The sequence below is a fragment of the Streptomyces sp. NBC_01717 genome (assembly GCF_036248255.1).
GTDB lineage: Bacteria > Actinomycetota > Actinomycetes > Streptomycetales > Streptomycetaceae > Streptomyces.
This window is the reverse complement of the sequence record NZ_CP109178.1, coordinates 4,149,513-4,173,813: the sequence shown is the minus strand read 5'-3', so window position 1 is coordinate 4,173,813 and position 24,301 is coordinate 4,149,513. Positions and strand designations below refer to the sequence as shown.

18 protein-coding genes are annotated in these 24,301 nt (G+C 70.4%); 15 read left to right on the top strand and 3 right to left on the bottom strand.

The window, feature by feature from the left end; genetic code table 11:
• Window positions 1-8: 8 nt before the first annotated feature.
• The 11 genes from nuoE to recQ all read left to right on the top strand — a co-directional run bounded on the left by nuoE (window position 9) and on the right by recQ (window position 15,166).
• The gene (gene nuoE, locus OHB49_RS18840) at window positions 9-836 is read left to right on the top strand and encodes an NADH-quinone oxidoreductase subunit NuoE (RefSeq protein ID WP_329166537.1); all 828 of its coding nucleotides are present in this window, start codon (window positions 9-11) and stop codon (window positions 834-836) included.
• On the top strand, window positions 833-2,215 hold the full coding sequence (gene nuoF, locus OHB49_RS18835; protein WP_329161650.1) for an NADH-quinone oxidoreductase subunit NuoF: 1,383 nt from the start codon (window positions 833-835) through the stop codon (window positions 2,213-2,215). Before nuoE ends, nuoF begins: the two co-directional genes overlap by 4 nt.
• A complete protein-coding gene (locus OHB49_RS18830; protein ID WP_329161648.1) occupies window positions 2,212-4,719 on the top strand; it encodes an NADH-quinone oxidoreductase subunit G in 2,508 nt (835 codons plus the stop codon). The genes nuoF and OHB49_RS18830 overlap by 4 nt, the downstream gene beginning before the upstream one ends.
• Window positions 4,716-6,140 (top strand): NADH-quinone oxidoreductase subunit NuoH, encoded by a 1,425-nt coding sequence (gene nuoH / locus OHB49_RS18825; protein WP_329161646.1) that lies wholly within the window; start codon window positions 4,716-4,718, stop codon window positions 6,138-6,140. Before OHB49_RS18830 ends, nuoH begins: the two co-directional genes overlap by 4 nt.
• A complete protein-coding gene (gene nuoI, locus OHB49_RS18820) occupies window positions 6,133-6,762 on the top strand; it encodes an NADH-quinone oxidoreductase subunit NuoI (protein WP_329161644.1) in 630 nt (209 codons plus the stop codon). The genes nuoH and nuoI overlap by 8 nt, the downstream gene beginning before the upstream one ends.
• Window positions 6,759-7,583 carry an NADH-quinone oxidoreductase subunit J gene (locus tag OHB49_RS18815; protein WP_329161642.1) on the top strand — a complete coding sequence of 275 codons (825 nt, stop codon included), beginning with the start codon at window positions 6,759-6,761 and terminating at the stop codon, window positions 7,581-7,583. The genes nuoI and OHB49_RS18815 overlap by 4 nt, the downstream gene beginning before the upstream one ends.
• Entirely contained in the window at window positions 7,580-7,879 is a 300-nt protein-coding gene (gene nuoK / locus OHB49_RS18810; RefSeq protein ID WP_024493678.1) for an NADH-quinone oxidoreductase subunit NuoK, read from the top strand. The genes OHB49_RS18815 and nuoK overlap by 4 nt, the downstream gene beginning before the upstream one ends.
• A 14-nt stretch (window positions 7,880-7,893) precedes the next feature.
• Complete coding sequence (nuoL, locus tag OHB49_RS18805) at window positions 7,894-9,789, top strand: NADH-quinone oxidoreductase subunit L (protein ID WP_329161640.1); 1,896 nt, start codon at window positions 7,894-7,896, stop codon at window positions 9,787-9,789.
• A 4-nt stretch (window positions 9,790-9,793) separates the two neighbouring features.
• A complete protein-coding gene (locus OHB49_RS18800) occupies window positions 9,794-11,365 on the top strand; it encodes an NADH-quinone oxidoreductase subunit M (RefSeq protein ID WP_030926325.1) in 1,572 nt (523 codons plus the stop codon).
• Window positions 11,362-13,026: an NADH-quinone oxidoreductase subunit NuoN gene (gene nuoN, locus OHB49_RS18795; protein ID WP_329161638.1), complete on the top strand. Its 1,665-nt coding sequence runs from the start codon at window positions 11,362-11,364 to the stop codon at window positions 13,024-13,026. Before OHB49_RS18800 ends, nuoN begins: the two co-directional genes overlap by 4 nt.
• Before the next feature lie 127 nt (window positions 13,027-13,153).
• Window positions 13,154-15,166, top strand: coding sequence for a DNA helicase RecQ (gene recQ, locus OHB49_RS18790; protein WP_329161636.1), 2,013 nt, complete (start codon window positions 13,154-13,156; stop codon window positions 15,164-15,166).
• Window positions 15,167-15,282: 116 nt separating this feature from the next.
• Here recQ and OHB49_RS18785 read toward each other — a convergent pair whose 3' ends face one another.
• From OHB49_RS18785 to OHB49_RS18775, 3 genes are all read right to left on the bottom strand, one after another.
• Window positions 15,283-15,972: a GOLPH3/VPS74 family protein gene (locus OHB49_RS18785; protein ID WP_329161634.1), complete on the bottom strand. Its 690-nt coding sequence runs from the start codon at window positions 15,970-15,972 to the stop codon at window positions 15,283-15,285.
• Entirely contained in the window at window positions 15,969-17,198 is a 1,230-nt protein-coding gene (gene fahA, locus OHB49_RS18780) for a fumarylacetoacetase (RefSeq protein WP_329161632.1), read from the bottom strand. Before fahA ends, OHB49_RS18785 begins: the two co-directional genes overlap by 4 nt.
• A 136-nt stretch (window positions 17,199-17,334) precedes the next feature.
• A complete protein-coding gene (locus OHB49_RS18775) occupies window positions 17,335-19,329 on the bottom strand; it encodes a CocE/NonD family hydrolase (RefSeq protein ID WP_329161630.1) in 1,995 nt (664 codons plus the stop codon).
• Between the two features lie 444 nt (window positions 19,330-19,773).
• On the opposite strand from OHB49_RS18775, the gene OHB49_RS18770 reads away from it, so the two are divergent.
• The 4 genes from OHB49_RS18770 (at window position 19,774) to OHB49_RS18755 (ending at window position 24,264) form a co-directional block, all read left to right on the top strand.
• Entirely contained in the window at window positions 19,774-20,784 is a 1,011-nt protein-coding gene (locus OHB49_RS18770; protein WP_329161628.1) for a polyprenyl synthetase family protein, read from the top strand.
• Window positions 20,785-21,013: 229 nt separating this feature from the next.
• Complete coding sequence (locus OHB49_RS18765) at window positions 21,014-22,288, top strand: LolA family protein (protein ID WP_329161627.1); 1,275 nt, start codon at window positions 21,014-21,016, stop codon at window positions 22,286-22,288.
• A 115-nt stretch (window positions 22,289-22,403) separates the two neighbouring features.
• A complete protein-coding gene (locus OHB49_RS18760) occupies window positions 22,404-23,390 on the top strand; it encodes an ABC transporter ATP-binding protein (RefSeq protein ID WP_329161626.1) in 987 nt (328 codons plus the stop codon).
• Entirely contained in the window at window positions 23,377-24,264 is an 888-nt protein-coding gene (locus OHB49_RS18755) for an ABC transporter permease (RefSeq protein ID WP_329161624.1), read from the top strand. The genes OHB49_RS18760 and OHB49_RS18755 overlap by 14 nt, the downstream gene beginning before the upstream one ends.
• Window positions 24,265-24,301 lie beyond the last annotated feature (37 nt).

The window sequence follows — 24,301 nt, the reverse complement described above, 5'->3', positions numbered from 1 at the left end:
GTCTGGGGATGCCGCAGCTCCCCGCCCCCGCCTACCCGGCCGAGGTGCGCGCCAGGCTCGAAGCGGACGCGAAGGAGGTGATCGCCCGCTACCCCGACAGCCGCTCCGCGCTGCTGCCGCTGCTGCACCTGGTGCAGTCCGAGGAGGGGTACGTCTCCCGTACGGGCATGGCGCTCTGCGCCGAGCTGCTCGGCCTCACCACCGCCGAGGTCACCGCGGTCGCCACCTTCTACTCGATGTACCGGCGCAGGCCGAGCGGCGACTACCAGGTCGGCGTCTGCACCAACACGCTGTGTGCGGTGATGGGCGGCGACGCCATCTTCGACCGGCTCAAGCAGCACCTCGGCGTCGGCAACAACGAGACGACCGAGGACGGCAAGGTCACCCTCGAACACATCGAGTGCAACGCGGCCTGCGACTTCGCACCCGTCGTGATGGTCAACTGGGAGTTCTTCGACAACCAGACGCCGGAGAGCGCGACACAGCTCGTCGACGACCTGATCGCCGGGCGCACCGTCGAACCCACCCGCGGCGCCCCGCTCTGCTCGTACAAAGAGACCGCCCGGATCCTGGCCGGCTTCCCCGACCAGCGCCCCGGCGCCGTCGAGGCCACCGGTGGCGCCGGCCCCGCCTCGCTCGTCGGCCTCCGGTTGGCGAAGGGCGAGGAGCTGCACCCGAAGGTCGTCGCTCCGCGTGGCGAGGCAGCCCGCGCGGAAGCTCCGCAGGACCGTCCGCAGCCGGGCGCCGAGCACCTCAGCTCCCACGACGCACCGCAGCAGACCTCTGCATCCGACCCGGACCACCCGGCCGGTCCCGCAGCCGAGGAGGGGGAGTGATGACATTGGCAGCCGAAATCAACGACGGGGGCGGCAACGGCAGCGGGGCCAGCCCCGAGAAGCTGCTCTCGCCCGTGCTCTCCGCCTTCTGGGACGAGCCCGAGTCCTGGACCCTGGACACCTACCGGCGGCACGGCGGCTACGAGGGGCTGCGCAAGGCCCTCGCCATGTCGCCGGACGACCTCATCGCGTACGTCAAGGACTCCGGACTGCGCGGCCGCGGCGGTGCCGGCTTCCCCACCGGCATGAAGTGGCAGTTCATCCCGCAGGGTGACGGCAAGCCGCACTACCTGGTGGTCAACGCCGACGAGTCGGAGCCCGGGACCTGCAAGGACATCCCGCTCCTCTTCGCCAACCCGCACAGCCTCATCGAGGGCATCGTGATCGCCTGCTACGCGATCCGGTCCTCGCACGCCTTCATCTATCTGCGCGGTGAAGTCGTCCCCGTACTAAGGCGGTTGCACGAGGCCGTGCGCGAGGCCTACGAGGCGGGCTACCTCGGGACGAGCATCCTGGGCTCGGGGCTCGACCTGGAACTCACCGTGCACGCGGGCGCGGGCGCGTACATCTGTGGTGAGGAGACCGCGCTGCTCGACTCGCTCGAAGGGCGACGCGGCCAGCCCCGGCTGCGGCCCCCCTTCCCCGCGGTCGCCGGTCTGTACGCCTGCCCCACCGTGGTGAACAACGTCGAGTCCATCGCGTCGGTTCCCGCGATCCTGAGCAAGGGCAAGGACTGGTTCAAGTCGATGGGCAGCGAGAAGTCCCCGGGCTTCACGCTGTACTCGCTCAGCGGGCACGTCGCCAGCCCCGGCCAGTACGAGGCGCCGCTCGGCATCACGCTGCGCCAGCTGCTCGACATGAGCGGCGGCATGCGCCCCGGCCACCGGCTGAAGTTCTGGACGCCGGGCGGCTCCTCCACCCCGATGTTCACCGACGAGCACCTCGATGTGCCCCTCGACTACGAGGGCGTCGGCGCCGCCGGCTCCATGCTCGGCACCAAGGCGCTCCAGTGCTTCGACGAGACGACGTGCGTGGTGCGGGCCGTCACCCGCTGGACCGAGTTCTACGCCCACGAGTCCTGCGGAAAGTGCACGCCGTGCCGCGAGGGCACCTACTGGCTCGTCCAGTTGCTCCGCGACATCGAGGCCGGCAAGGGGCAGATGGCCGACCTCGACAAGCTGAACGACATCGCCGACAACATCAACGGCAAGTCCTTCTGCGCCCTCGGCGACGGCGCCGCCTCGCCGATCTTCTCCTCGCTGAAGTACTTCCGCGAGGAGTACGAGCAGCACATCACCGGCAAGGGCTGCCCCTTCGATCCCGCCAAGTCGACCGCCTGGGCCGACGACAAGAACTCTCACCAGGGGGTGAACGCATGACAGTCACCACAAGTGCGCCCTCCGGGGGCGGCGAGGCGGCGGTCCCGCCCGAGGACCTTGTCACGCTGACGATCGACGGCATCGAGATCAGCGTGCCCAAGGGCACCCTGGTCATCCGGGCCGCCGAGCTCCTCGGGATCGAGATCCCGCGCTTCTGCGACCACCCGCTCCTCGACCCGGCCGGCGCCTGCCGGCAGTGCATCGTCGAGGTCGAGGGCCAGCGCAAGCCGATGGCGTCCTGCACCATCACCTGCACCGACGGCATGGTCGTCAAGTCGCAGCTCACCTCACCGGTCGCCGACAAGGCGCAGCGCGGGGTGATGGAGCTGCTGCTGATCAACCACCCGCTGGACTGCCCGGTCTGCGACAAGGGCGGCGAGTGCCCGCTGCAGAACCAGGCGATGTCGCACGGCGACCCGGACTCCCGGTTCGACGGAAAGAAGCGGACGTACGAGAAGCCCGTCCCGATCTCCACCCAGGTGCTGCTGGACCGTGAGCGGTGTGTGCTCTGTGCGCGCTGCACCCGGTTCTCCAACCAGGTGGCGGGCGACCCGATGATCGAGCTGATCGAGCGCGGCGCGCTCCAGCAGGTCGGTACGGGCGAGGGCGACCCGTTCCAGTCGTACTTCTCCGGCAACACCATCCAGATCTGCCCGGTCGGCGCGCTGACCTCGGCGGCCTACCGATTCCGCTCCCGGCCCTTCGACCTGGTGTCGTCGCCGTCGGTCTGCGAGCACTGCGCGGGCGGCTGCGCGACCCGCACCGACCACCGGCGCGGCAAGGTCATGCGGCGGCTCGCCGCCAACGACCCCGAGGTCAACGAGGAGTGGGTCTGCGACAAGGGCCGCTTCGGGTTCCGTTACGCACAGCAGCGGGACCGGCTCACCACTCCGCTGGTACGTAACGAGGAGGGCGTCCTCGCACCGGCGAGCTGGCCCGAGGCGCTGGAGGCCGCGGCCACCGGGCTCGCCGCCGCACGCGGCAGGGCCGGAGTCCTCACGGGCGGCCGGCTGACCGTCGAGGACGCGTACGCGTACAGCAAGTTCGCCCGGATCGCCCTCGATACGAACGACATCGACTTCAGGGCCCGGGTGCACAGCAGCGAGGAGGCCGACTTCCTGGCCGCCCGGGTCGCAGGACGCGGACGTGACCTGGACGGCAGCGGCCTCACGTACAGCACGCTGGAGAAGGCGTCGACCGTACTGCTGGTCGGCTTCGAGTCCGAGGAGGAGGCCCCCGGCGTCTTCCTGCGGCTGCGCAAGGCCAACCGCAAGCACGGCCAGCGCACCTTCGCCGTCGCCTCGCACGCCACCCGCGGGCTGACGAAGGCGGGCGGCACGCTGCTTCCCGCCGCACCCGGCACCGAGACCGAGTGGCTGGACGCGATCGCGGGCAGCGTCGGACTCGACGGTGACGGGGCCGCGGCCGCCGAGGCGCTGCGCGGCGAGGGCGCCGTGATCGTGGTCGGCGAGCGACTGGCCGCGGTGCCGGGCGGGCTGACCGCCGCGGTACGGGCCGCGACCGCGACCGGGGCCCGGCTGGTGTGGATCCCGCGCCGGGCCGGCGAGCGCGGTGCGGTGGAGGCGGGCGCGCTCCCGTCGCTGCTGCCCGGCGGCCGACCGGCCACCGACCCGCGGGCCAGGGACGAGGTGGCGGCCGTCTGGGGCGTCGCCGAACTGCCCGCCCGGTTCGGTCGCGACACCGGTCAGATCCTCGAGGCCGCGGCCACCGGCGAACTGGGCGCGCTGCTCGTCGCCGGCGTCGAGGCCGTCGATCTGCCGGACCCGGCACGTGCCCTGGAGGCACTGGACCAGGTCGGCTTCCTCGTCTCGCTGGAGCTGAGGCCCAGCGAGGTCACCGAGCGGGCCGACGTGGTGTTCCCGGTCGCAGCAGTGGCCGAGAAGGCCGGCACCTTCCTCAACTGGGAGGGCAGGGCGCGGATGTTCGAGGCCGCGCTCAAGCCCGAGCAGCTGACGCGGACGCCCGCCCCGACGGACGCGCGGGTCCTGCACATGCTGGCCGACGCGCTGGACGTCCACTTCGCGCTGCCGGATGTGAAGTCCGTACGCCGTGAGCTGGACCGGCTCGGCGGCTGGACCGGCACACACGCCTCCGACCCGCAGGAGTCGGCGCAGCCGCTGCCCCGGGCCGGCGAGGGCGAGGCGGTCCTCGCGGGCCACCGGCTCCTGCTCGACCAGGGCAGGCTCCAGGAGGGCGACGCCGCGCTGGCCGGCACCCGGCACGCCGCGGTCGCCCGGCTCTCCGCCGTCACCGCCGCCGAGACAGGGGTGAAGGACGGCGACCTGCTGGCCGTCACCGGCCCGTCCGGCAGCGTCGAGCTCCCGCTGCAGGTCACCGACATGCCGGACCGCGTGGTCTGGGTGCCGCTGAACTCCGTCGGGCGGGGTGTCCCGGCCGACACCGGCGCCCACCCCGGCGGCCTGGTCCGGATCGGTCCCGCCGCACCGGGTACTCCCGACGTCACACCGGAGGTGCGAGCGTGACTGCCCTCGCTCAACTGGCCGCGGCACCTGACCGTGCCGTACTCGCCGCCGAGGATCTGTCGATGTTCGGCACCGACCCCTGGTGGCTCGTCGTCATCAAGGCGGTGTTCTGCTTCGCGTTCCTGATGGTGACCGTGCTCTTCTCCATCGTGTGGGAGCGCAAGGTCGTCGCCTGGATGCAGCTGCGCATCGGCCCCAACCGGCACGGCCCCTGGGGCATGCTCCAGTCGCTCGCCGACGGCATCAAGCTGATGCTGAAGGAAGACCTCGTCGTCAAGCGGGCGGACAAGGTCGTCTATGTCCTCGCGCCGATCGTCGCCGCCGTACCGGCGTTCATGGCGATCGCGGTGATCCCGTTCGGGCCGTCCGGCAACGAGGTCTCGATCTTCGGCCACCGTACGGCGATGCAGCTCACCGACCTGCCGATCGCGATGCTCTACATCCTCGCGGTCGCCTCGGTCGGGATCTACGGCATCGTGCTGGCCGGCTGGTCCTCCGGATCGACGTACCCGCTGCTCGGCGGCCTGCGCTCGTGTGCGCAGATGATCTCGTACGAGATCGCGATGGGAGCGGCGTTCGCCTCCGTCTTCCTCTACTCCGGGTCGATGTCGACCTCGAAGATCGTGGAGGCGCAGCACGACCGCTGGTTCATCATCCTGCTGCCGGTCTCGTTCATCATCTACATCGTCACGATGGTCGGCGAGACCAACCGAGCCCCGTTCGACATGCCGGAGTCCGAGGGCGACCTGGTCGGCGGTTTCAACACCGAGTACTCGTCGATCAAGTTCGCGATGTTCATGCTCGCCGAGTACGTCAACATGGTCACCGTCTCCGCGGTCTCCACGACCCTGTTCCTGGGCGGCTGGCGGGCCCCGTGGCCGATCAGCACCTTCTGGGAGGGGGCGAACCACGGCTGGTGGCCGATGCTGTGGTTCGTCGTCAAGGTCCAGTTGCTGCTCTTCTTCTTCATCTGGCTGCGCGGCACCCTGCCCCGCGTCCGCTACGACCAGCTGATGAAGCTCGGCTGGAAGATCCTGATCCCGGTCTCCGTGGTCTGGCTGATGCTGGTCGCGACCGTGCGGGCTCTGCGCAACGACGGCTACGACTTCAACTCGCTGTTGCTGTCCGTGGCGGGCGCCGTGATCGCGATCCTGCTGATCTCCTTCGTCGTCGACATCTTCCGGGACCGCTCGGCCAAGGGGGCCGGGGCGGAACCGGCACCGGAACCAGGACCCGCGTTCGACCCGATGGCGGGCGGATTCCCGGTGCCGCCGCTGCCCGGACAGACCCTGCCGCCGGTACCGCGACGCAGGCCACGGCATGAGCGGGAGCTCGTTGTCAGTGGGGGGCCGGATACTCAGAGTGACGGCAGTCAGATGGGCGCAAGTCCGAGTGACGGAAAGGAGGCTGACGGTGCCTGAGTCATCGGAACCCTCGGGGGAGAAGTTCCAGAACCCTGTGGCCGGCTTCGGCGTGACCTTCAAGGCCATGTTCAAGAAGCGGCTGACCGAGCAGTACCCGGAACAGCAGAAGGTGACGGCGCCGCGCTTCCACGGCCGGCATCAGCTCAACCGTCACCCCGACGGCCTGGAGAAGTGCGTCGGCTGCGAGCTGTGCGCCTGGGCCTGTCCGGCCGACGCCATCTATGTGGAGGGCGCGGACAACACCGACGAGGAGCGCTACTCCCCGGGTGAGCGCTACGGCCGCGTCTACCAGATCAACTACGCGCGCTGCATTCTCTGCGGACTGTGCATCGAGGCCTGCCCGACCCGGGCGCTGACGATGACCAACGAGTTCGAGCTCGCCAACACCACCCGCGAGAGCCTCATCTACACCAAGAGTGAGCTGCTCGCGGGCCTGGAGGAAGGCATGGTCGACACCCCGCACGCGATCTTCCCGGGGATGGACGAGCAGGACTACTACCGGGGCCTGGTGACGGAGGTCGCGCCCGGTACGGAGCGTCAGGTCGCGGTCTCCAAGGGCGAGAAGCCGTCCGACGGCGACGACGAGAACGACGGCGCGGCCCAGGAGGTGGACGCATGACCGGCCTCGCCGCAGCCTCCCTCACGTCGACCGGGGAGGCCGTCCAGTTCTGGCTGCTCGGCACGGTCGCCGTGCTCGGAGCGCTGTCCACGGTACTGATGAAGAAGGCCGTGCACAGTGCGCTGAGCCTGGCCGGGACCATGATCGTCCTTGCGGTCTTCTACCTCGCCAACGGCGCGTACTTCCTCGGCGTCGTCCAGATCGTCGTCTACACGGGCGCGATCATGATGCTGTTCCTCTTCGTGGTCATGCTCGTCGGTGTCACGGCGGCGGACTCACTGAAGGAGACCCTCAAGGGCCAGCGCTGGCTGGCCGTGGGGTGCGGACTCGGCTTCGGTGTCCTGCTGATCGCGGGCATCGCCCACGCATCCCTGAACAGTTTCAACGGACTCGGCACCGCCAACGCCGCGCACGGCGGGAACGTCGAGGGGCTGGCCAGCCTCATCTTCACCAAGTACGTCTTCGCCTTCGAGATCACCGGCGCCCTGCTGATCACGGCCACGGTCGGCGCGATGGTGCTCACGCACCGCGAGCGCACCGAACGGGCCAAGACCCAGCGGGAGATGTCCGAGGAGCGCGTACGCGGCAATCACCTGCCGCCGCTGCCCGCCCCCGGCGTCTACGCCCGGCACAACGCGGTGGACATCGCCGGTCTGCTCCCGGACGGCACCCCGTCCGAGCTCACCGTCATGCAGACGCTGCGCAAGCGCGGCCAGATCCGCGACGTGTCGAACGAGTCGCTCGCCCAGCTCAAGGCCCTGGAGCAGCGCTCCGAGGAGCGGCTCGGCCGTGACAACGAAGAAGAGGGGGTCGCCAAGTGAACCCGGTCAACTACCTCTATCTCGCTGCTCTGTTGTTCACCATCGGTGCGTCCGGGGTGCTGATCAGGCGGAACGCGATCGTGGTGTTCATGTGCGTCGAGCTGATGCTCAACGCCTGCAACCTCGCGTTCGTCACCTTCTCCCGGATGCACGGCAACCTCGACGGCCAGATCATCGCCTTCTTCACGATGGTCGTCGCCGCCGCCGAGGTCGTGGTCGGGCTCGCGATCATCGTGTCGCTGTTCCGTTCCCGCCACTCGGCCTCGGTCGACGACGCCAGCCTGATGAAGTTGTAAGGGGACGCTGAATCGTGGACAACCTCATTGCGCTGCTTGTCGCGGCGCCCCTGCTCGGAGCGGCCGTCCTGCTCTGCGGAGGCCGTCGGCTGGACCGCTCCGGACACTGGATCGGCACGCTGCTCGCCGCCGTTTCATTCGTCATCGGTGCGGTGCTCTTCGTCGACATGCTGGGGAAGGGCGCCGACCACCGGGCGCTGCACCAGTACCTGTTCAGCTGGATCCCGGTCGAGGGCTTCCAGGCCGATGTGGCCTTCCAGCTCGACCAGTTGTCGATGACGTTCGTACTGCTGATCACCGGTGTGGGCACCCTGATCCACATCTACTCGATCGGCTACATGGAGCACGACGAGCGCCGGCGCCGGTTCTTCGGCTATCTGAACCTGTTCCTCGCGGCGATGCTCCTGCTGGTCCTCGCCGACAACTACCTGCTGCTGTACGTCGGGTGGGAGGGCGTCGGTCTGGCGTCGTACCTGCTGATCGGCTTCTGGCAGCACAAGCCCAGTGCGGCGACCGCCGCCAAGAAGGCGTTCCTGGTCAACCGGGTCGGCGACATGGGCCTGTCGATCGCGATCATGCTGATGTTCACCACGTTCGGCACGTTCGCCTTCGGGCCCGTCCTGGCATCGACCGGGGAGACGGGCGAGGGCAAGCTGACAGCGATCGGCCTGATGCTGCTGCTCGCCGCCTGCGGCAAGTCGGCCCAGGTGCCGCTGCAGTCCTGGCTCGGCGACGCGATGGAGGGCCCGACCCCGGTCTCCGCCCTCATCCACGCCGCCACCATGGTGACCGCGGGCGTCTATCTGATCGTCCGCTCCGGCGCGATCTTCAACGCCGCGCCGGACGCACAGTTGGTCGTCGTGGTCGTCGGTGCGGTCACGCTGCTCTTCGGTGCGATCGTCGGTTGCGCGAAGGACGACATCAAGAAGGCCCTCGCCGGGTCGACGATGTCGCAGATCGGCTACATGATCCTGGCCGCCGGGCTCGGCCCGATCGGCTACGTCTTCGCGATCATGCACCTGGTGACGCACGGCTTCTTCAAGGCCGGGCTCTTCCTCGGCGCCGGTTCGGTCATGCACGGCATGAACGACGAGGTCGACATGCGGAAGTTCGGCGGCCTGCGCACGTACATGCCGGTCACCTTCATCACCTTCGGCCTCGGCTATCTGGCGATCATCGGCTTCCCCGGCCTGTCCGGCTTCTTCTCCAAGGACAAGATCATCGAGGCGGCGTTCGCCAAGGGCGGCACCGAGGGCTGGATCCTCGGCGGCGTCGCGTTGCTGGGCGCCGCGATCACCGCGTTCTACATGACGCGCGTGATGCTGCTGACGTTCTTCGGCGAGAAGCGGTGGCAGCCCGACGCGGAAGGCCATGAGCCGCATCCGCACGAGTCCCCGAAGTCGATGACGATCCCCATGATCGTCCTGGCGCTCGGTTCGGTCTTCGCCGGAGGCTTCTTCTCCATCGGCGACCGCTTCCTGAACTGGCTGGAGCCGGTCACCGGCCACAGCCACGGGGAATCGCCGGTCGGTGCCGCGACCGTCACCGCCGCCACCATGGTGGTACTCGTCATCGGCGTCGCCATCGCCTGGTCGATGTACGGGCGTCGGCCGGTACCGGTCGTCGCCCCGCGCGGCTCACTGCTCACCCGGGCCGCCCGCCGCGACCTCCTGCAGGACGACTTCAACCACGTGGTCCTGGTCCGCGGCGGTGAGCACCTCACCCGCTCCCTGGTGTACGTCGACCACACCCTGGTCGACGGCGTCGTCAACGGCACGGCCGCGTCGATGGGCGGGCTCTCCGGCCGGCTGCGCAAGCTGCAGAACGGCTACGCCCGCTCCTACGCGGTCTCGATGTTCGGCGGTACGGCGGTCGTCATCGCCGCGACCCTGCTGATGAGGGCGGTCTGATCACATGTCCTTTCCCCTCCTGACAGCGACGGCGGCGCTCCCGGCGATCGGCGCGATCGCCACCGCAGCCGTCCCGGCCGCCCGGCGCACCGCCGCCAAATGGCTGGCGCTGCTCTTCTCGCTCGCCACGCTCGTGCTGGCGGGCGTCGCGCTCGCCCGCTTCGAGCCCGGCGGCGCCCGCTACCAGCTCACCGAATCACACGCCTGGATCAAGGACTTCGGTGTCCGGTACGAACTCGGGGTGGACGGCATCGGGGTGGCGCTCATGGCGCTCACCGCCCTGCTGATCCCGTTCGTCATCCTGGCCGGCTGGCACGACGCCGACCCGCTGGAGACGAAGTCCTCGCGCTGGCGCCCCACCCAGGGCTTCTTCGCCCTGATCCTGATGGTCGAAGCGATGGTGATCCTCTCCTTCGAGGCCACCGACGTCTTCCTCTTCTACATCCTCTTCGAAGCCATGCTCATCCCGATGTACTTCCTCATCGGCGGCTTCGGGGACCGGGCCCACACCGGCAGTGACGAGAACGCCGCGGCGCAACGCTCCTACGCAGCCGTGAAGTTCCTCCTCTACAACCTGGTCGGCGGGCTCATCATGCTGGCCGCCGTCATCGGCCTGTACGTCGTCGCGGGCACCTTCTCGCTCTCCGAGATCGCGGAGGCCCGTGCCAACGGCTCGCTCTCCATGGCGACCAGCACCGAACGCTGGCTGTTCCTCGGGTTCTTCTTCGCCTTCGCGGTGAAGGCCCCGCTCTGGCCACTGCACACCTGGCTGCCCAACGCCATGGGGGAGGCGACCTCCCCGGTCGCCGTCCTGATCACCGCGGTCGTCGACAAGGTCGGCACGTTCGCGATGCTCCGCTTCTGCCTCCAGCTGTTCCCGGAGGCCAGCAAGTGGGCGACGCCGGTGATCCTGGTCCTGGCGCTGATCAGCATCGTGTACGGGGCGCTGCTCGCCGTCGGCCAGCGCGACATCAAGCGGCTGATCGCCTACGCGTCGATCTCGCACTTCGGCTTCATCATCCTGGGCATCTTCGCGATGACCAGCCAGGGACAGTCGGGCGCCACGCTCTACATGGTCAACCACGGCATCTCGACGGCCGCGCTGATGCTGGTGGCCGGCTTCCTGATCACCCGGCGCGGTTCGCGGCTCATCGCCGACTACGGCGGAGTGCAGAAGGTGGCGCCGGTCCTGGCCGGCACCTTCCTGATCGGCGGGCTCGCCACCCTGTCGCTGCCCGGACTCTCGCCGTTCGTCAGTGAATTCCTGGTCCTGGTCGGCACGTTCAGCGCCTACCCGGCGGCCGGCATCGTCGCCACCACCGGCATCGTGCTCGCCGCGCTCTACGTCCTCGTCCTCTACCAGCGGACGATGACGGGCCCGGTGAAGGCCGGGGTCCAGGGCATGGCCGACCTCAAGGCCCGGGAGCTGGTGGTGGTCCTCCCGCTGATCGCGCTGCTGATCTTCCTGGGTGTCTATCCGAAGCCGCTGACGGAGATCGTCAACCCCGCGGTGCAGCACACCATGTCGGACGTCCAGAAGAAGGACCCCCAGCCTGAGGTGGAGGCCGCCAAGTGAGCGCAACAGCTGTCCACAGCCTGTGGACAATGGCGGGCGGGGTGACATCGGCCGCCCCGAAAGAGAAGTTCAACGCACCGGTCATCGAGTACGCCCAGCTGACCCCGGTCCTCATCGTGATCGGTGTCGCCGTCGTCGGCGTACTCGTCGAGGCCTTCGTGCCGCGCCGGGCCCGCTACTACACGCAGGTCTTCCTGACCGTCGTCGCCCTCGCCGCCGCATTCGCCGCGGTCGTCGGCCTCGCAGCGGGGGGATACGGCACGACGAAGGCACACATCGCCGCGATGGGTGCCATCGCCGTCGACGGACCCGCCCTGTTCCTGCAGGGCACCATCCTGCTGACGTCGCTGGTCGCCGTCTTCACGTTCGCCGAGCGCCGGCTCGACCCCGTGGCGCACGGCAACCACGTCGACTCGTTCGCCGCGCAAGCCGCGTCCGTCCCCGGCAGCGACAGCGAGCAGGCCGCGGTCAAGGCGGGCTTCACCACCACCGAGGTCTTCCCGCTGCTCCTCTTCTCGGTGGCCGGCATGCTGGTCTTCCCGGCGGCCAACGACCTGCTGACGCTCTTCGTGGCCCTGGAGGTCTTCTCCCTCCCGCTCTACCTCCTGTGCGCCGTCGCCCGCCGCAAGCGGCTGATGTCGCAGGAGGCCGCGGTGAAGTACTTCCTGCTCGGCGCCTTCTCGTCGGCGTTCCTGCTCTTCGGGATCGCCCTGCTGTACGGGTACGCGGGCTCCGTCTCGTACGCGGCCATCGCTGATGTGGTAGACGGCTCCGTCACCCAGATCGACCCGGCGCTCGCCGACACCATGGGCAACGACGCGCTGCTGCTGATCGGCGGCGCGATGATCCTGACCGGGCTGCTCTTCAAGGTCGGTGCCGTCCCGTTCCACATGTGGACCCCGGACGTCTACCAGGGTGCCCCGACCCCGGTCACCGGCTTCATGGCGGCGGCCACGAAGGTCGCTGCGTTCGGTGCGCTGCTGCGCCTGCTGTACGTGGTGCTGCCGGGCCTCAGCTGGGACTGGCGGCCGGTCATGTGGGCCATCGCGATCGTCACGATGCTGGGCGGCGCGATCGTCGCCATCACCCAGACCGACATCAAGCGGCTGCTGGCCTACTCGTCCATCGCGCACGCCGGCTTCATCCTCGCCGGTGTCATCGCGACGACCCCCAGCGGCATCTCCTCGGTGCTCTTCTACCTGGGCGCGTACTCCTTCGTGACGGTCGGCGCGTTCGCCGTAGTCACCCTGGTGCGCGACGCGGGCGGCGAGGCGACGCACCTGTCGAAGTGGGCCGGGCTCGGCCGGCGCTCGCCACTGGTCGCCGCGGTCTTCGCGGTGTATCTGCTGGCCTTCGCCGGAATCCCGCTGACCTCGGGCTTCGCCGGAAAGTTCGCGGTCTTCAAGGCGGCGGCCGAGGGCGGGGCAGGCGGTCTGGTCGTGGTCGGTGTGATCTCGTCCGCGATCGCCGCGTTCTTCTACATCCGGGTCATCGTGCTGATGTTCTTCAGCGAGCCGAAGGCGGACGGCCCGACGGTCGCCGTCCCGTCGCCGCTGACGATGACGACGATCGCGGTCGGCGTCGCGGTCACGTTGGTGCTGGGCCTGGCCCCGCAGTACTTCCTCGACCTGGCGAGCCAGGCGGGAGTGTTCGTGCGGTAACGCGCAGAGACCACGCAAACGCCGGACGGGCCCCAGAAGTCAAGCCCGTCCGGCGTTGTCGTACGCGGCGCTTATCGTGGCAGGGACGGTGCCGGACAGAACAGGGCAGACCCCGGGGGACAGAGCGATGAGCGGGACGGGCGTGACCATGGGTGTGACCGAGAGCGACGCATTGCGGACGCTGCATCGGGTGTTCGGCTACGAGGCGTTCCGCGGTGAGCAGGAAGCGGTCGTCGACCATGTGGTGGCGGGCGGTGACGCCGTCGTCCTGATGCCGACCGGTGGCGGAAAGTCCCTCTGCTACCAGATCCCGGCCCTGGTGAGACCCGGTACGGGCATTGTGGTCTCGCCGCTGATCGCCCTCATGCAGGATCAGGTGGACGCTCTGCGGGCGCTCGGTGTGAGCGCCGGGTTCATCAACTCGACGCAGGACTTCGACGAGCGCCGTGTGATGGAGGCCGCATATCTCGCCGGTGAGCTCGACGTGCTCTACCTGGCACCGGAGCGGCTGCGCCTGGACTCCACCCTCAATCTGCTGGCGCGGGGCAAGATCTCCGTCTTCGCCATCGACGAGGCGCACTGCGTCGCCCAGTGGGGTCACGACTTCCGGCCGGACTATCTGGCCCTGTCCGTGCTCGGCGAGCGCTGGCCCGACGTACCGCGGATCGCCCTGACGGCGACGGCGACGAACGCCACGCACCAGGAGATCACCCAGCGCCTCGGCATGCCCGACGCGAAGCACTTCGTCGCCAGCTTCGACCGGCCCAACATCCAGTACCGGATCGTGTCGAAGTCCGACCCGAAGAAGCAGCTGCTGTCCTTCCTGAAGGAGGAGCACGCCGGGGACGTCGGCATCGTCTACTGCCTGTCGCGCAACTCGACGGAGAAGACAGCCGAGTTCCTCTGCCGCAACGGCATCGAGGCCGTCCCGTACCACGCGGGTCTGGACGCCGGGACGCGGGCGCGCCACCAGGCGCGGTTCCTGCGCGAGGACGGCCTGGTCGTCGTGGCGACGATCGCGTTCGGCATGGGCATCGACAAGCCGGACGTGCGGTTCGTCGCCCACCTCGACCTGCCGAAGTCCGTCGAGGGCTACTACCAGGAGACCGGCCGCGCGGGCCGCGACGGGCTGCCGTCCACGGCCTGGATGGCCTACGGCCTCCAGGACGTCGTGCAGCAGCGCAAGCTGATCCAGGGTGGCGAGGGCGACGAGGCGTTCCGCCGCCGCGCGGGCGCCCACCTCGACGCGATGCTCGCCCTGTGCGAGACCGCCGACTGCCGCCGCACCCGGCTGCTGACGTACTTCGGCCAGGAGCCGCAGAAGGCGGCCTGCGGCAACTGCGACACGTGCCTCACCCCGCCCGAGACCTGGGACGGCACGGTGGCCGCGCAGAAGCTGCTGTCCACCGTGGTGCGGCTGAAGCGGGAGCGCGGCCAGAAGTTCGGCGCCGGCCAGATCATCGACATCCTGCTGGGCCGCAAGACCGCGAAGGTCATCCAGTTCGATCACGACCAGCTGTCGGTGTTCGGGATCGGCGAGGAGCTGTCCGAGGCGGAATGGCGGGGCGTGGTGCGGCAGTTGCTGGCCCAGGGCCTGCTGGAGGTCGAGGGCGAGTACGGCACGCTGGTGCTCACCGAGCAGAGCGCTTCGGTGCTCGGCCGGGAGCGGGAGGTACGGCTGCGCAAGGAGGCGCCGAAGCCCGCGTCGCGCTCCTCGAAGGGCGAACGGAGTCCGAAGGCGGCGGCGGCCGTCGCCGAGCTGGCCCCGGAGGCCGTACCGGTCTTCGAGGCGCTGCGCGCCTGGCGCGGCGCCCAGGCGAAGGAGCAGGGCGTCCCGGCGTACGTCATCTTCCACGACGCGACGCTGCGGGAGATCGCGTCCGTGCGCCCCGGCTCCCTGACCGAGCTGGGCACGATCAGCGGCCTCGGTGAGAAGAAGCTGGCGACGTACGGCGAGGGGGTGCTGGAGGTGCTCGCGTCGTTCGGGGAGGCCGCGGCGCCCGAGCCGGGCGACGGGGAGCCGGCCGCGGCTCCGGTGGAGGCCACCCGTCAGCCGGCGGCCCCGCACCCGGTCGCACCCGCGCTCCCGGATGCGGACCCTGAGTTCGGCTGGGACGAGGAGCCGCCCGAGTACGAGTGAGTCCGGGGCCGGGCGGTGGTGGACAGCCTCGCGGCTGTCCACGGAGTGCGCACCGGAAACCGGATCGGCCCCGACTGCGGCTGACCGCCTCACCCTGCGGTCAGCCCCGCCCCCGATCAGTCGCCGCCCCCGTCCCCGCTTCCTCCGCTGTCGCCCGCGCTCCCGCCGCTCCGGTTCGCCTTGTCCTGACGGACGTTCCGGTGCACCGCGTGCGCGGTCCACTCCTGGCGTACGAGGTCGCGCATCTCCGAACGGGCCCTCCAGCCGCCCTGTGCCACCGCGCTCGACAGGCCGATCGCCGAGACCAGCGCGGCCAGCGTGCGGCTGCGCCGGTCCGGGAAGCCGGCCGTCCGGGCGGCCGTGAAGCGTTCCCGGACCGAGGCCGGCAGGTCCGGGGCCGCCGCCGGGTGGCGGTGGTACGGCAGCAGGCCGAGGAAGCGGTGGGTCTCCCTGCGCAGGACCGCGCGGTCGACCAGGTGGTCCAGGCACAGCTCCTCGACGTGCCGGCCGGTCCGCCGGATCCACCGCTTCGCGCTGACGCCGCCCGCGAAGCTGCCCTGGTCCGGGGCCGGCAGACTCCCCAGGACCTGTGCGAGGAGCGGGTCCTGGGGAGTCAGCGGGTCGATCACCCGTATCCGGCCGAGCTGCTCGGTGATCCGGCCCTGGAACTCCAGCTCCGCGAGGACCGCGCCCGCCATCCCGTACTCCAGGAAGCGATTGCGGCAGTACGGCTTGCCCCGCTGCGGGTCCAGTGCGAGCAGCAGCAGTTCCTCGGGGAGCGTGAGTCCCGGGTGAGCCGGGGTCATGGCGTCGGCACGATTCGGCCCGTCACTTCGCCGAGGCCCACCCGCGTGCCGTGCGGGCCCGGTGCCCAGGCCGTCAGCGTCACCGTGTCGCCGTCCTCCAGGAACGTCCGCTTGCCGTCCGGGAGGTCCAGCGGGTCGCGTCCGTTCCAGGTGAGTTCGAGCAGGGAACCGCGCTGGCCCGCCTCGGGGCCGCTGACCGTGCCGGAGCCGTACAGGTCGCCGGTACGCAGCGACGCGCCGTTCACCGTCATCTGCGCCAGCATCTGGGCCGCCGTCCAGTACATGGTGGCGAACGGCGGCTCGGCGACCAGCTGTCCGTTGATCGCGACGGAGATCCGTAGGTCGAGGCCGCCGGGCTCCTCCTCGCCCCCGTCCTCCAGATAGGGGAGGAGCGGGAAGTCCCGGGCGGGCGGTGCGATCCGGGCCGCTTCCAGGGCTTCGAGCGGGGTCACCCACGCGGATACGGACGTGGCGAAGGACTTGCCGAGGAACGGGCCCAGCGGGACGTACTCCCACGCCTGGATGTCCCGCGCGGACCAGTCGTTGAGCAGCGAGAGCCCGAACACATGGTCACGGAAGTCGCCGAGCGCGACCGGGCGGCCCTGCTCGGACCCCACGCCGACGAGGAAGCCGACCTCGGCCTCGATGTCCAGCTTGACCGAGGGGCCGAAGACCGGGGCGGCGTCGGAGGGCGCTTTGCGCTGGCCGGCGGGGCGCACCACATCCGTACCGGAGACGACGATGGTGCCGGAGCGGCCGTGGTACCCGATCGGGAGGTGCTTCCAGTTGGGGGTGAGCGGGTCGCCGTCCGGGCGGAAGATCCTTCCGACGTTGGTGGCGTGGTTCTCGCTCGCGTAGAAGTCGACGTAGTCCGCGACCTGGTACGGCAGATGGAGCGTCACCGACTCGACGGGGTGCAGCAGCGGCTCGATGTCCGCACGGTGCGCCGGGACCGTCACCCATGCGGTCAGCGCCCGCCGGACGTCCCGCCAGGCGGTGCGGCCGGCCGACAGCAGCGCGGTCAGGTCCGGCTGGGCGAGGAGCTGCGCGTAGGGCGAGCCGAGCGCGTGTGCCGCGGCTCCGGCGTCCAGCACATGGTTGCCGATGCGGACACCGACACGGCGCTCGGCGGGGTGGCCGGTCGTGGAGAAGACGCCGTACGGAAGGTTGTGCGGACCGAAGGGATCGCCCTCGGCCAGATCGAGCGGGCTGCTCTGCTCGGGCATGTGGTGCTGCCTCGCTTTCCAGGTCGCTTGGGGGACACGTTACGTCGGTGTGGCCACCGCGCGGCAGTGCCTCAACTTCGCCGCATTCCCGGAAAGTTCCGCCGTACCCCCACGTCGGACGGGGTGCGGCGGTGGTTCAGCCCGCCGTGCGGGGGATCCGCTTCACCCAGGTGCGGTGGAAGACGATCTCGTCGCCGTCCCTGCACACCATCTCGTCGGAGGTGAGGAAGTCGTGCTCGTCCCCACGGATCTCGGACCGCGTCTCGATCTTCACGTCCCAGGCCGTCTCCGGCCGGTGGAGCCTGATCGTCCAGTCGGAGCGGGTGCGTGCCGACAGCGGGTCGTTCTCCTGGATCGTGTACACATCCATCCCGTCCTCGGTGAATTCGAGGCCGTCCGGGTGAACGCGTGTGCCGCCGTAGCGCGGGTCGACCTCCAGCCGCCATTCGCCCTTGGCGACATCGCGGACCACCAGGCGCTCGGGGCGCGGCTCGTCGAGCGTCACCGGGAGGACGACGAGGAGCGGTTCCGCCTGCTCCGCCTCCTCGAATGTGATCGACGGTTCCTCGGTGCGGTGGCGCACCGGCAGTTCGACGAGACTGCCGTCCGCTTCCAGGGTGAACCCCGCCGAACCGGCCTGCGGCCAGATCCACGGCCAGTACGAGGACGAGACGGCGAGCCTGATCCGGTGGCCGGGCGAGAAGGTGTGCCCGATGCCGTTCAGCTCGAAGGTGACGTCCTCGGTCGCGCCGGGCGTCCAGTCGTCGGACCGGTCGCGGCCGTGCCGCGCGGACAGGTTGAGGACGCCGCGGGTGACGAGCGTGGAGGCCCCGTCGGGTGTGACGTCGCAGAGCCGGACGATCGCCTGGCCGCGCGGTACGTCCATCCGGATCCGGAGCTTCACCCGTGGACGGCCCAGGATCTCGAGGGGGGCGTCCTCGACCGGGAACTCGAACGAGACCGACTTGGCGTCCTCGTCCCGCTGGTCGGGCGGCAGATCGGCGTCGTTGCCGAACGGGACGAAGCGCCCGGCGTCCAGCCCGGTCTGCTGCGGCGAGCGCACGGTCTGCGGGCCGCCCCGGAGGGCGTACGCGACCGTCGCGACGTTCTCCGACGGCCGGCCGGTGTCGCCGACCCACCGGCCGGGAAGCGTCTCGTACACCGTCGCGGGCCGGTGCGACTCGCTGATCCAGGACCGCAGCAGTGGCTCGGACATGACACCGGTGTCCTCGCCCTTCAGATACTGGTCCCACCAGCGCAGCGTCTCCTGGAGGAAGCCGATCGACGGGCCCGGCGGCAGGCCGCGGTCCGGGTACTGATGCGACCACGGCCCGATCAGGCCGCGCACCTTCGCCGGGTCGAGGTGTGCGACGAGCCGCAGCACCGTGTCGCGGTACGGGTCGTGCCACCCGCCGACCGCGAGCACGTGCGCCTCGATGGCGGAGTAGTCCTCGCAGACGCTGCCGTGGGCCCAGTAGGCGTCGCGGGTCCGGTGCGCCAGCCAGGTGTGGATGGGCGGGTCGACCGCTTCGAGCCGCTTCAGCCACATGGCCTTCCAGCCGTCACCGACGTGCGCCGGGTCCGGCGGCCGGGCGGTGAAGGCCAGCGTGGTGGCCGCCCGGGCGTGCATGCCGACGGCGAGGACCGAGCCACCCATGTAGTGCGCGTCGTTGTCGTAGCGGTCGTCGGTCGAGCAGACCGTGACGATCGCCTTCAGCGGCTCGGGGGCGAGCGCGGCGATCCGGAGCGAGATGGAGCCGCCCCAGGAGATGCCGAACATGCCGACCCGGCCGGAACACCACTCCTGCCCGGCCAGCCAGTGGACGACGGCGACCCCGTCGGCGGGCCCGGTCGCGTCGTACGCGTCGCCCGGCAGCCCCTCACTGTTGCCGTGCCCACGGGCATCGACGCGTACGGAGGCGTAGCCGTGGCCCGCGTACCAGGGGTGGCGCTGCCGGTCGCGCGGCGCCGTCCAGTCGCTCAGCCGGTACGGCAGGTACTCCAGGAGCGCCGGTACGGGCTCGTCGGTGATCGGCCGCCAGATCCGGGCGTACAGTCGTGTGCCGTCCGGCAGCGGGATCCAGACATCCTCGTGGGCCGTGTCGTAGGGGAACCGGGTGCGGATGTGCATGGCGTACCTCGGTGGACGGGGGACATGGGGCGCTTGGGCGACGGGGCGCGGCGGCGCCGACGGTGGCCTGGACCGCACCGCCGACGATCGGCCGGGCGATGCGGCTCCGGGGCGCCCGGGAACCCGCCGTCGTGGCTGCGCCCGGCCAGGTGACGCCGGACGGCACGTACTGGATCGGGCCGGGCGTCATCCCGACGGCGGCGGCCACCCGGAGCTCGGGTCCGGCCGGGGGCGTGGGCCCCCGATCGGCCGGAAAGGGCCCGGGCGTCGCCGGGAGGCGGGTGGGTCCGTCCGGCTGCGACGGTGCTCCTGGACAACCCGAACATACCGGCGGTGGCGGGAAGGCGCCCACGGTGATCGAAAGGGGACCGGATACGCTGACTTGAGTGATGACAGCGACACATCGACATTCCGTGTGATCGTCAGCAGACAGGAGATCCCCTCGTGACCGTCGTCGGGCCGTTCGGACTGAGCGTGCGGGACCAGGCTCTTGAGGCCGATGTCCAGACCGGTTTGGCAGCTGTCGAGGCGGGACTGCTCGATGCCACCAAGAGCGACGTCCCCTTCATCACAGAGGCTGCGCAGCATCTCGTACGGGCCGGGGGGAAGCGTTTCCGGCCGCTGCTGGCGATGCTGTCCGCCCAGTTCGGTGACGCGGACGCGCCGGGTGTCGTGCCGTCCGCCGTGGTCGTCGAGCTGACGCACCTCGCCACGCTGTACCACGACGACGTCATGGACGAGGCGGACGTACGCCGCGGAGTCGACAGTGCCAACACCCGCTGGGGCAACTCGGTGGCCGTGCTGACCGGCGACTTCCTCTTCGCCCGCGCCTCGCACATACTGGCCGACCTGGGTCCGGAGGCCGTGCGCATCCAGGCGGAGGCGTTCGAGCGCCTGGTCACCGGCCAGATCCTGGAGACCGCGGGGCCGCGCGACGGCCGCGACCCGGTCGAGCACTACCTCGACGTGATGCGCGGCAAGACCGGCTCGCTGATCGCCGTGGCCTGCCGGTTCGGCGCGATGATGGCCGGCGCCGACGAGTCGGCCGTCGACATCCTCACCCAGTACGGGGAGCGGCTCGGCGTCGCCTTCCAGCTCGCCGACGACGTACTCGACATCGCCTCCGACTCCCACGAGTCCGGCAAGACCCCCGGCACGGACCTGCGCGAAGGCATCCCGACGCTTCCCGTGCTGCACCTGCGGGCGCAGGCGGCGGCCGACGGAAAGCCGGAGGACCTGGAGCTGCTGGAGCTGCTGGACGGCGACCTCAGCGACGACGCCCGGCTCGCCGAGGCGCTCCGCCGGCTGCGCGCGCACCCGGCGCTGGAGCGGGCCCGGCGGGACACCATCCGGTGGACCGAGGAGGCGCGGGCGACGCTGGCGCCGCTGCCCGAGTGCTACGCGAAGGCCGCGTTGGAAGAGCTGTGCGACGCCGTGGTGCACCGCGCGGGCTGAGCCCCGGCAGGCGTGCTGTGCACCCCGACCCCTACGGGTCGGGGGAGGCCCGGCCGGGTGGTGTCATACCGCAGAGGTATGCGGAGTTGCTCCCGCGGGCTGACGCTTCGCCACCTCGAATTTGGTCAGATGGAGAACAACCACTCCTGACCAAAACGGGTGAGAATGGCGGCACGGAGTGGACGAGTGCATCCGGACGGAAGCCGCCGACCACGGAGGTAGGGCACACATGGCACCGAACGACAGCGCAGAGACCACCGGCAACGCCGCGGACGAGGCCACCGGCACCATGGCCGGCCGCCGCAAGGCGGCGCGCTACGTGGTCCCGGTCGCGGTGGCGGGGGTGGCGGCCGCGACGATCGGGCTGGTCCCGGCGCTCGCGGACTCCGGTGACCCCGATCTGCCGAAGATCACCGCACAGCAGCTCATCGAGAAGATCGCCGCATCGGACACGGAGCAGCTTTCCGGCACGGTCAAGATCAGCACGGACCTCGGCATCCCGTCGCTGGGCGGGCTCGCCGGCTCGCTGGCGCAGGGCGACGGAGCGCACGGCGGTTCGAGCGCCGACCCGCAGGAAAAGCTGACGGAGCTCGCCTCCGGCACGCACACGCTGCGGGTGGCCGCCGACGGCCCCGACAAGCAGCGCGTCTCGATACTGGACAGCGCCGCCGAGTACAGCGTGATCCGCAACGGGGACCAGGTCTGGGCATACGACAGCAAGTCCAACGAGGCGTTCCACGCGACCGGCGACAAGGCTTCGGGCCACGCGGAGAAGCGTGGCGAGGCAACGGTCCCGGACGGCGTGCCGACCACGCCGAAGGCGTTCGCCGAAGAGGCGCTGAAGACGGCCGGCCCCACCACGTCGGTGACGGTCGACGGCACGGCGCAGGTCGCCGGACGTGACGCGTACAAGCTGGTCATCAAGCCCAAGCAGGGTGGCTCGACGATCGGCGCGATCACGATCGCGGTCGACGCTAAGAACGGCGTACCGCTGAAGTTCACGCTCTCCCCGAGCAGCGGCGGCAAGGCCGTGATCGACGCCGGGTTCACCGGCGTCGACTTCGCGAAGCCCGCCGCCTCCTCGTTCACGTTCACCCCGCCGAAGGGCGCCAAGGTGACCGAGGCCGACGACGCGAAGGCGCAGCAGCAAGCCGGGAAGCAGGCACAGGAGTTCAAGGTGCCGGGTGGACCGGCCGGGCTGGACGGCCTGGACGGCCTGGCCGGCGGCAAGGGGGTGAAGGTGATCGGCGAGGGCTGGAGCGCGGTCGCGGAGATCGAGGCGCCGGGCGGCCGGGCGGTCCCGACATCGCCGAAGTCCGGCGATGTGCCGCCTGCGGCACAGCAGTTCCTGGACTCGTTCGGCGACAAGGTCACCGGAAAGTTCGGCTCGGGCACGGTCTTCAAGACCCGACTGGTCAACGCACTGATGACGGACGACGGCAAGGTCTACGTCGGGCTGGTCACCAAGGACGCGCTCGTCAGGGCGGCCGACAGCGCCAACTGACGCCCCGGCACGACTCGTACCGCCCGGACGACCCGCACATCCCGCACCGCGCGACCGCCCCGCCGTACGCTCCGTACGGCGGGGCGGTCGGTTATCCGACCCATGGGAGTCACGCATGACAGAGACCGGCGCCGTGATCGAGTCCGAGGTGGTGCCCCGGACCGGAACGGCCGTGATCGAGACCCGCGGTCTCACCAAGCGGTACCGCGGTGGCCAGCTCGCCGTCGACGGCCTCGACCTCAGCGTCCCGGGCGGCAGCGTATTCGGCTTCCTCGGGCCCAACGGCTCCGGGAAGACCACCACGATCCGGATGCTGATGGGCCTCATCGACCCGACGTCCGGCACCGCCCGGGTCCTCGGCCATCCCATGCCGCGCGCCGCCCGCACCGTACTCCCGCAGGTCGGAGCGCTGATCGAAGGGCCCGCGCTGTACGGGTTCCTGACCGGTCGGGACAATCTCGTACGGTACGACTCCGCCGACCCGACCGCCGATCCGCGCACCCGCCGGGCCCGGGTCGCGACCGCGCTGGACCGGGTCGGGCTCGGGGCGGCGGCCGGCAAGAAGGCGAAGGCGTACTCGCTGGGCATGAAGCAGCGCCTCGGCCTGGCCGCCGCCCTGCTCCAGCCGCGCCGCCTCCTCGTCCTGGACGAGCCGACCAACGGACTGGACCCGCAGGGGATGCGCGAGATCCGCGCCCTGGTCCGGGAACTGGCGGCGGACGGCACCACCGTCTTCCTCTCCTCCCACCTCCTCGACGAGATCGAGCAGGTCTGTACGCATGCCGCGGTGATGGCCCGGGGTCGGCTGATCACCCAGGGCCCGGTCGCCGACCTCGCGGCGGGCACCCGCGGCCGCCTCACCGTCACCACCCCCGACCCGGGCGACGCCGCCCGCATCCTCAAGGAGCTCGGCGTCACCGGCATCACCGCCGACGGTGACCGGGTGAGCGCCGAGGCCCCGCCGGCCGACGTCGAACTCGCGGACCTGAACGGGGCGCTGGTCCGCGGCGGGGTGCGCGTACGGTCGTTCGGCGTCCAGCGGGCCTCGCTCGAGGACGCCTTTGTCGCACTCACCGGAGAGGGTTTCGATGTCGCAGGCTGAAGCAGTCGGACCGGTGGGGGCGGGCCGGTCCCGCAACCCGCTGTGGACCTTCGGGATCCTCCGCTCCGAACTGACCACGACGCTGCGCCGCTGGCGCACGCTCGCGCTCCTCGGGGTGCTGGCCGCCGTACCCGTACTGATCGGGATCGCGGTGAGGATCGAGACGAGCGACGGCTCGCCGGCCGGCCCGGGCGAGGGCGGCGGCCCGGCGTTTCTCTCCCAGGTGACCAACAACGGCCTGTTCCTGGTCTTCGCCGCCCTCTCCGTGACCCTGCCGGTCTTCCTCCCGATGGCCGTCGGCGTCGTCGCGGGTGATTCGATCGCGGGCGAGGCCGGTGCGGGCACCCTGCGCTATCTGCTGGTCGCGCCCGCGGGCCGGACCCGGCTACTGATCGCCAAGTACGCCTCCACGCTGGTGTTCTGCCTGGTCGCGACGGTGGTCGTGGCGGCGTCGGCACTGGCCGTCGGGGCGTTGCTGTTCCCGGTCGGCGAGGTCACGACGATCTCCGGGACGCAGATCGGCTTCGGCGAGGGGCTGCTGCGGGCCGGGCTGATCGCGGTGGCGGTGGCGGCGTCGCTCATCGGGTTCGCGGCGCTCGGGCTGTTCATCTCGACGCTCACCGGCAGCGGGATCGCGGCGATGGCCACGACGGTCGGGGTGCTGATCACGGTGCAGATCCTGGACTCGATCCCGCAGCTGAGCGGTATGCACCCGTACCTGTTCCCGCACTACTGGCTGTCCTTCGCGGACCTGCTGCGCGACCCCGTCTACTGGGACGACGTGGTCAAGAACCTGGGGCTGCAGGGGTTGTACGCGGCGGTGTTCGGCTCGGCCGCGTGGGCACGCTTCACAGCGAAGGACATCACTGCCTGAGCGGCGGGGTGTTCGCGGTTCCGCTCGTGCCGTCGGC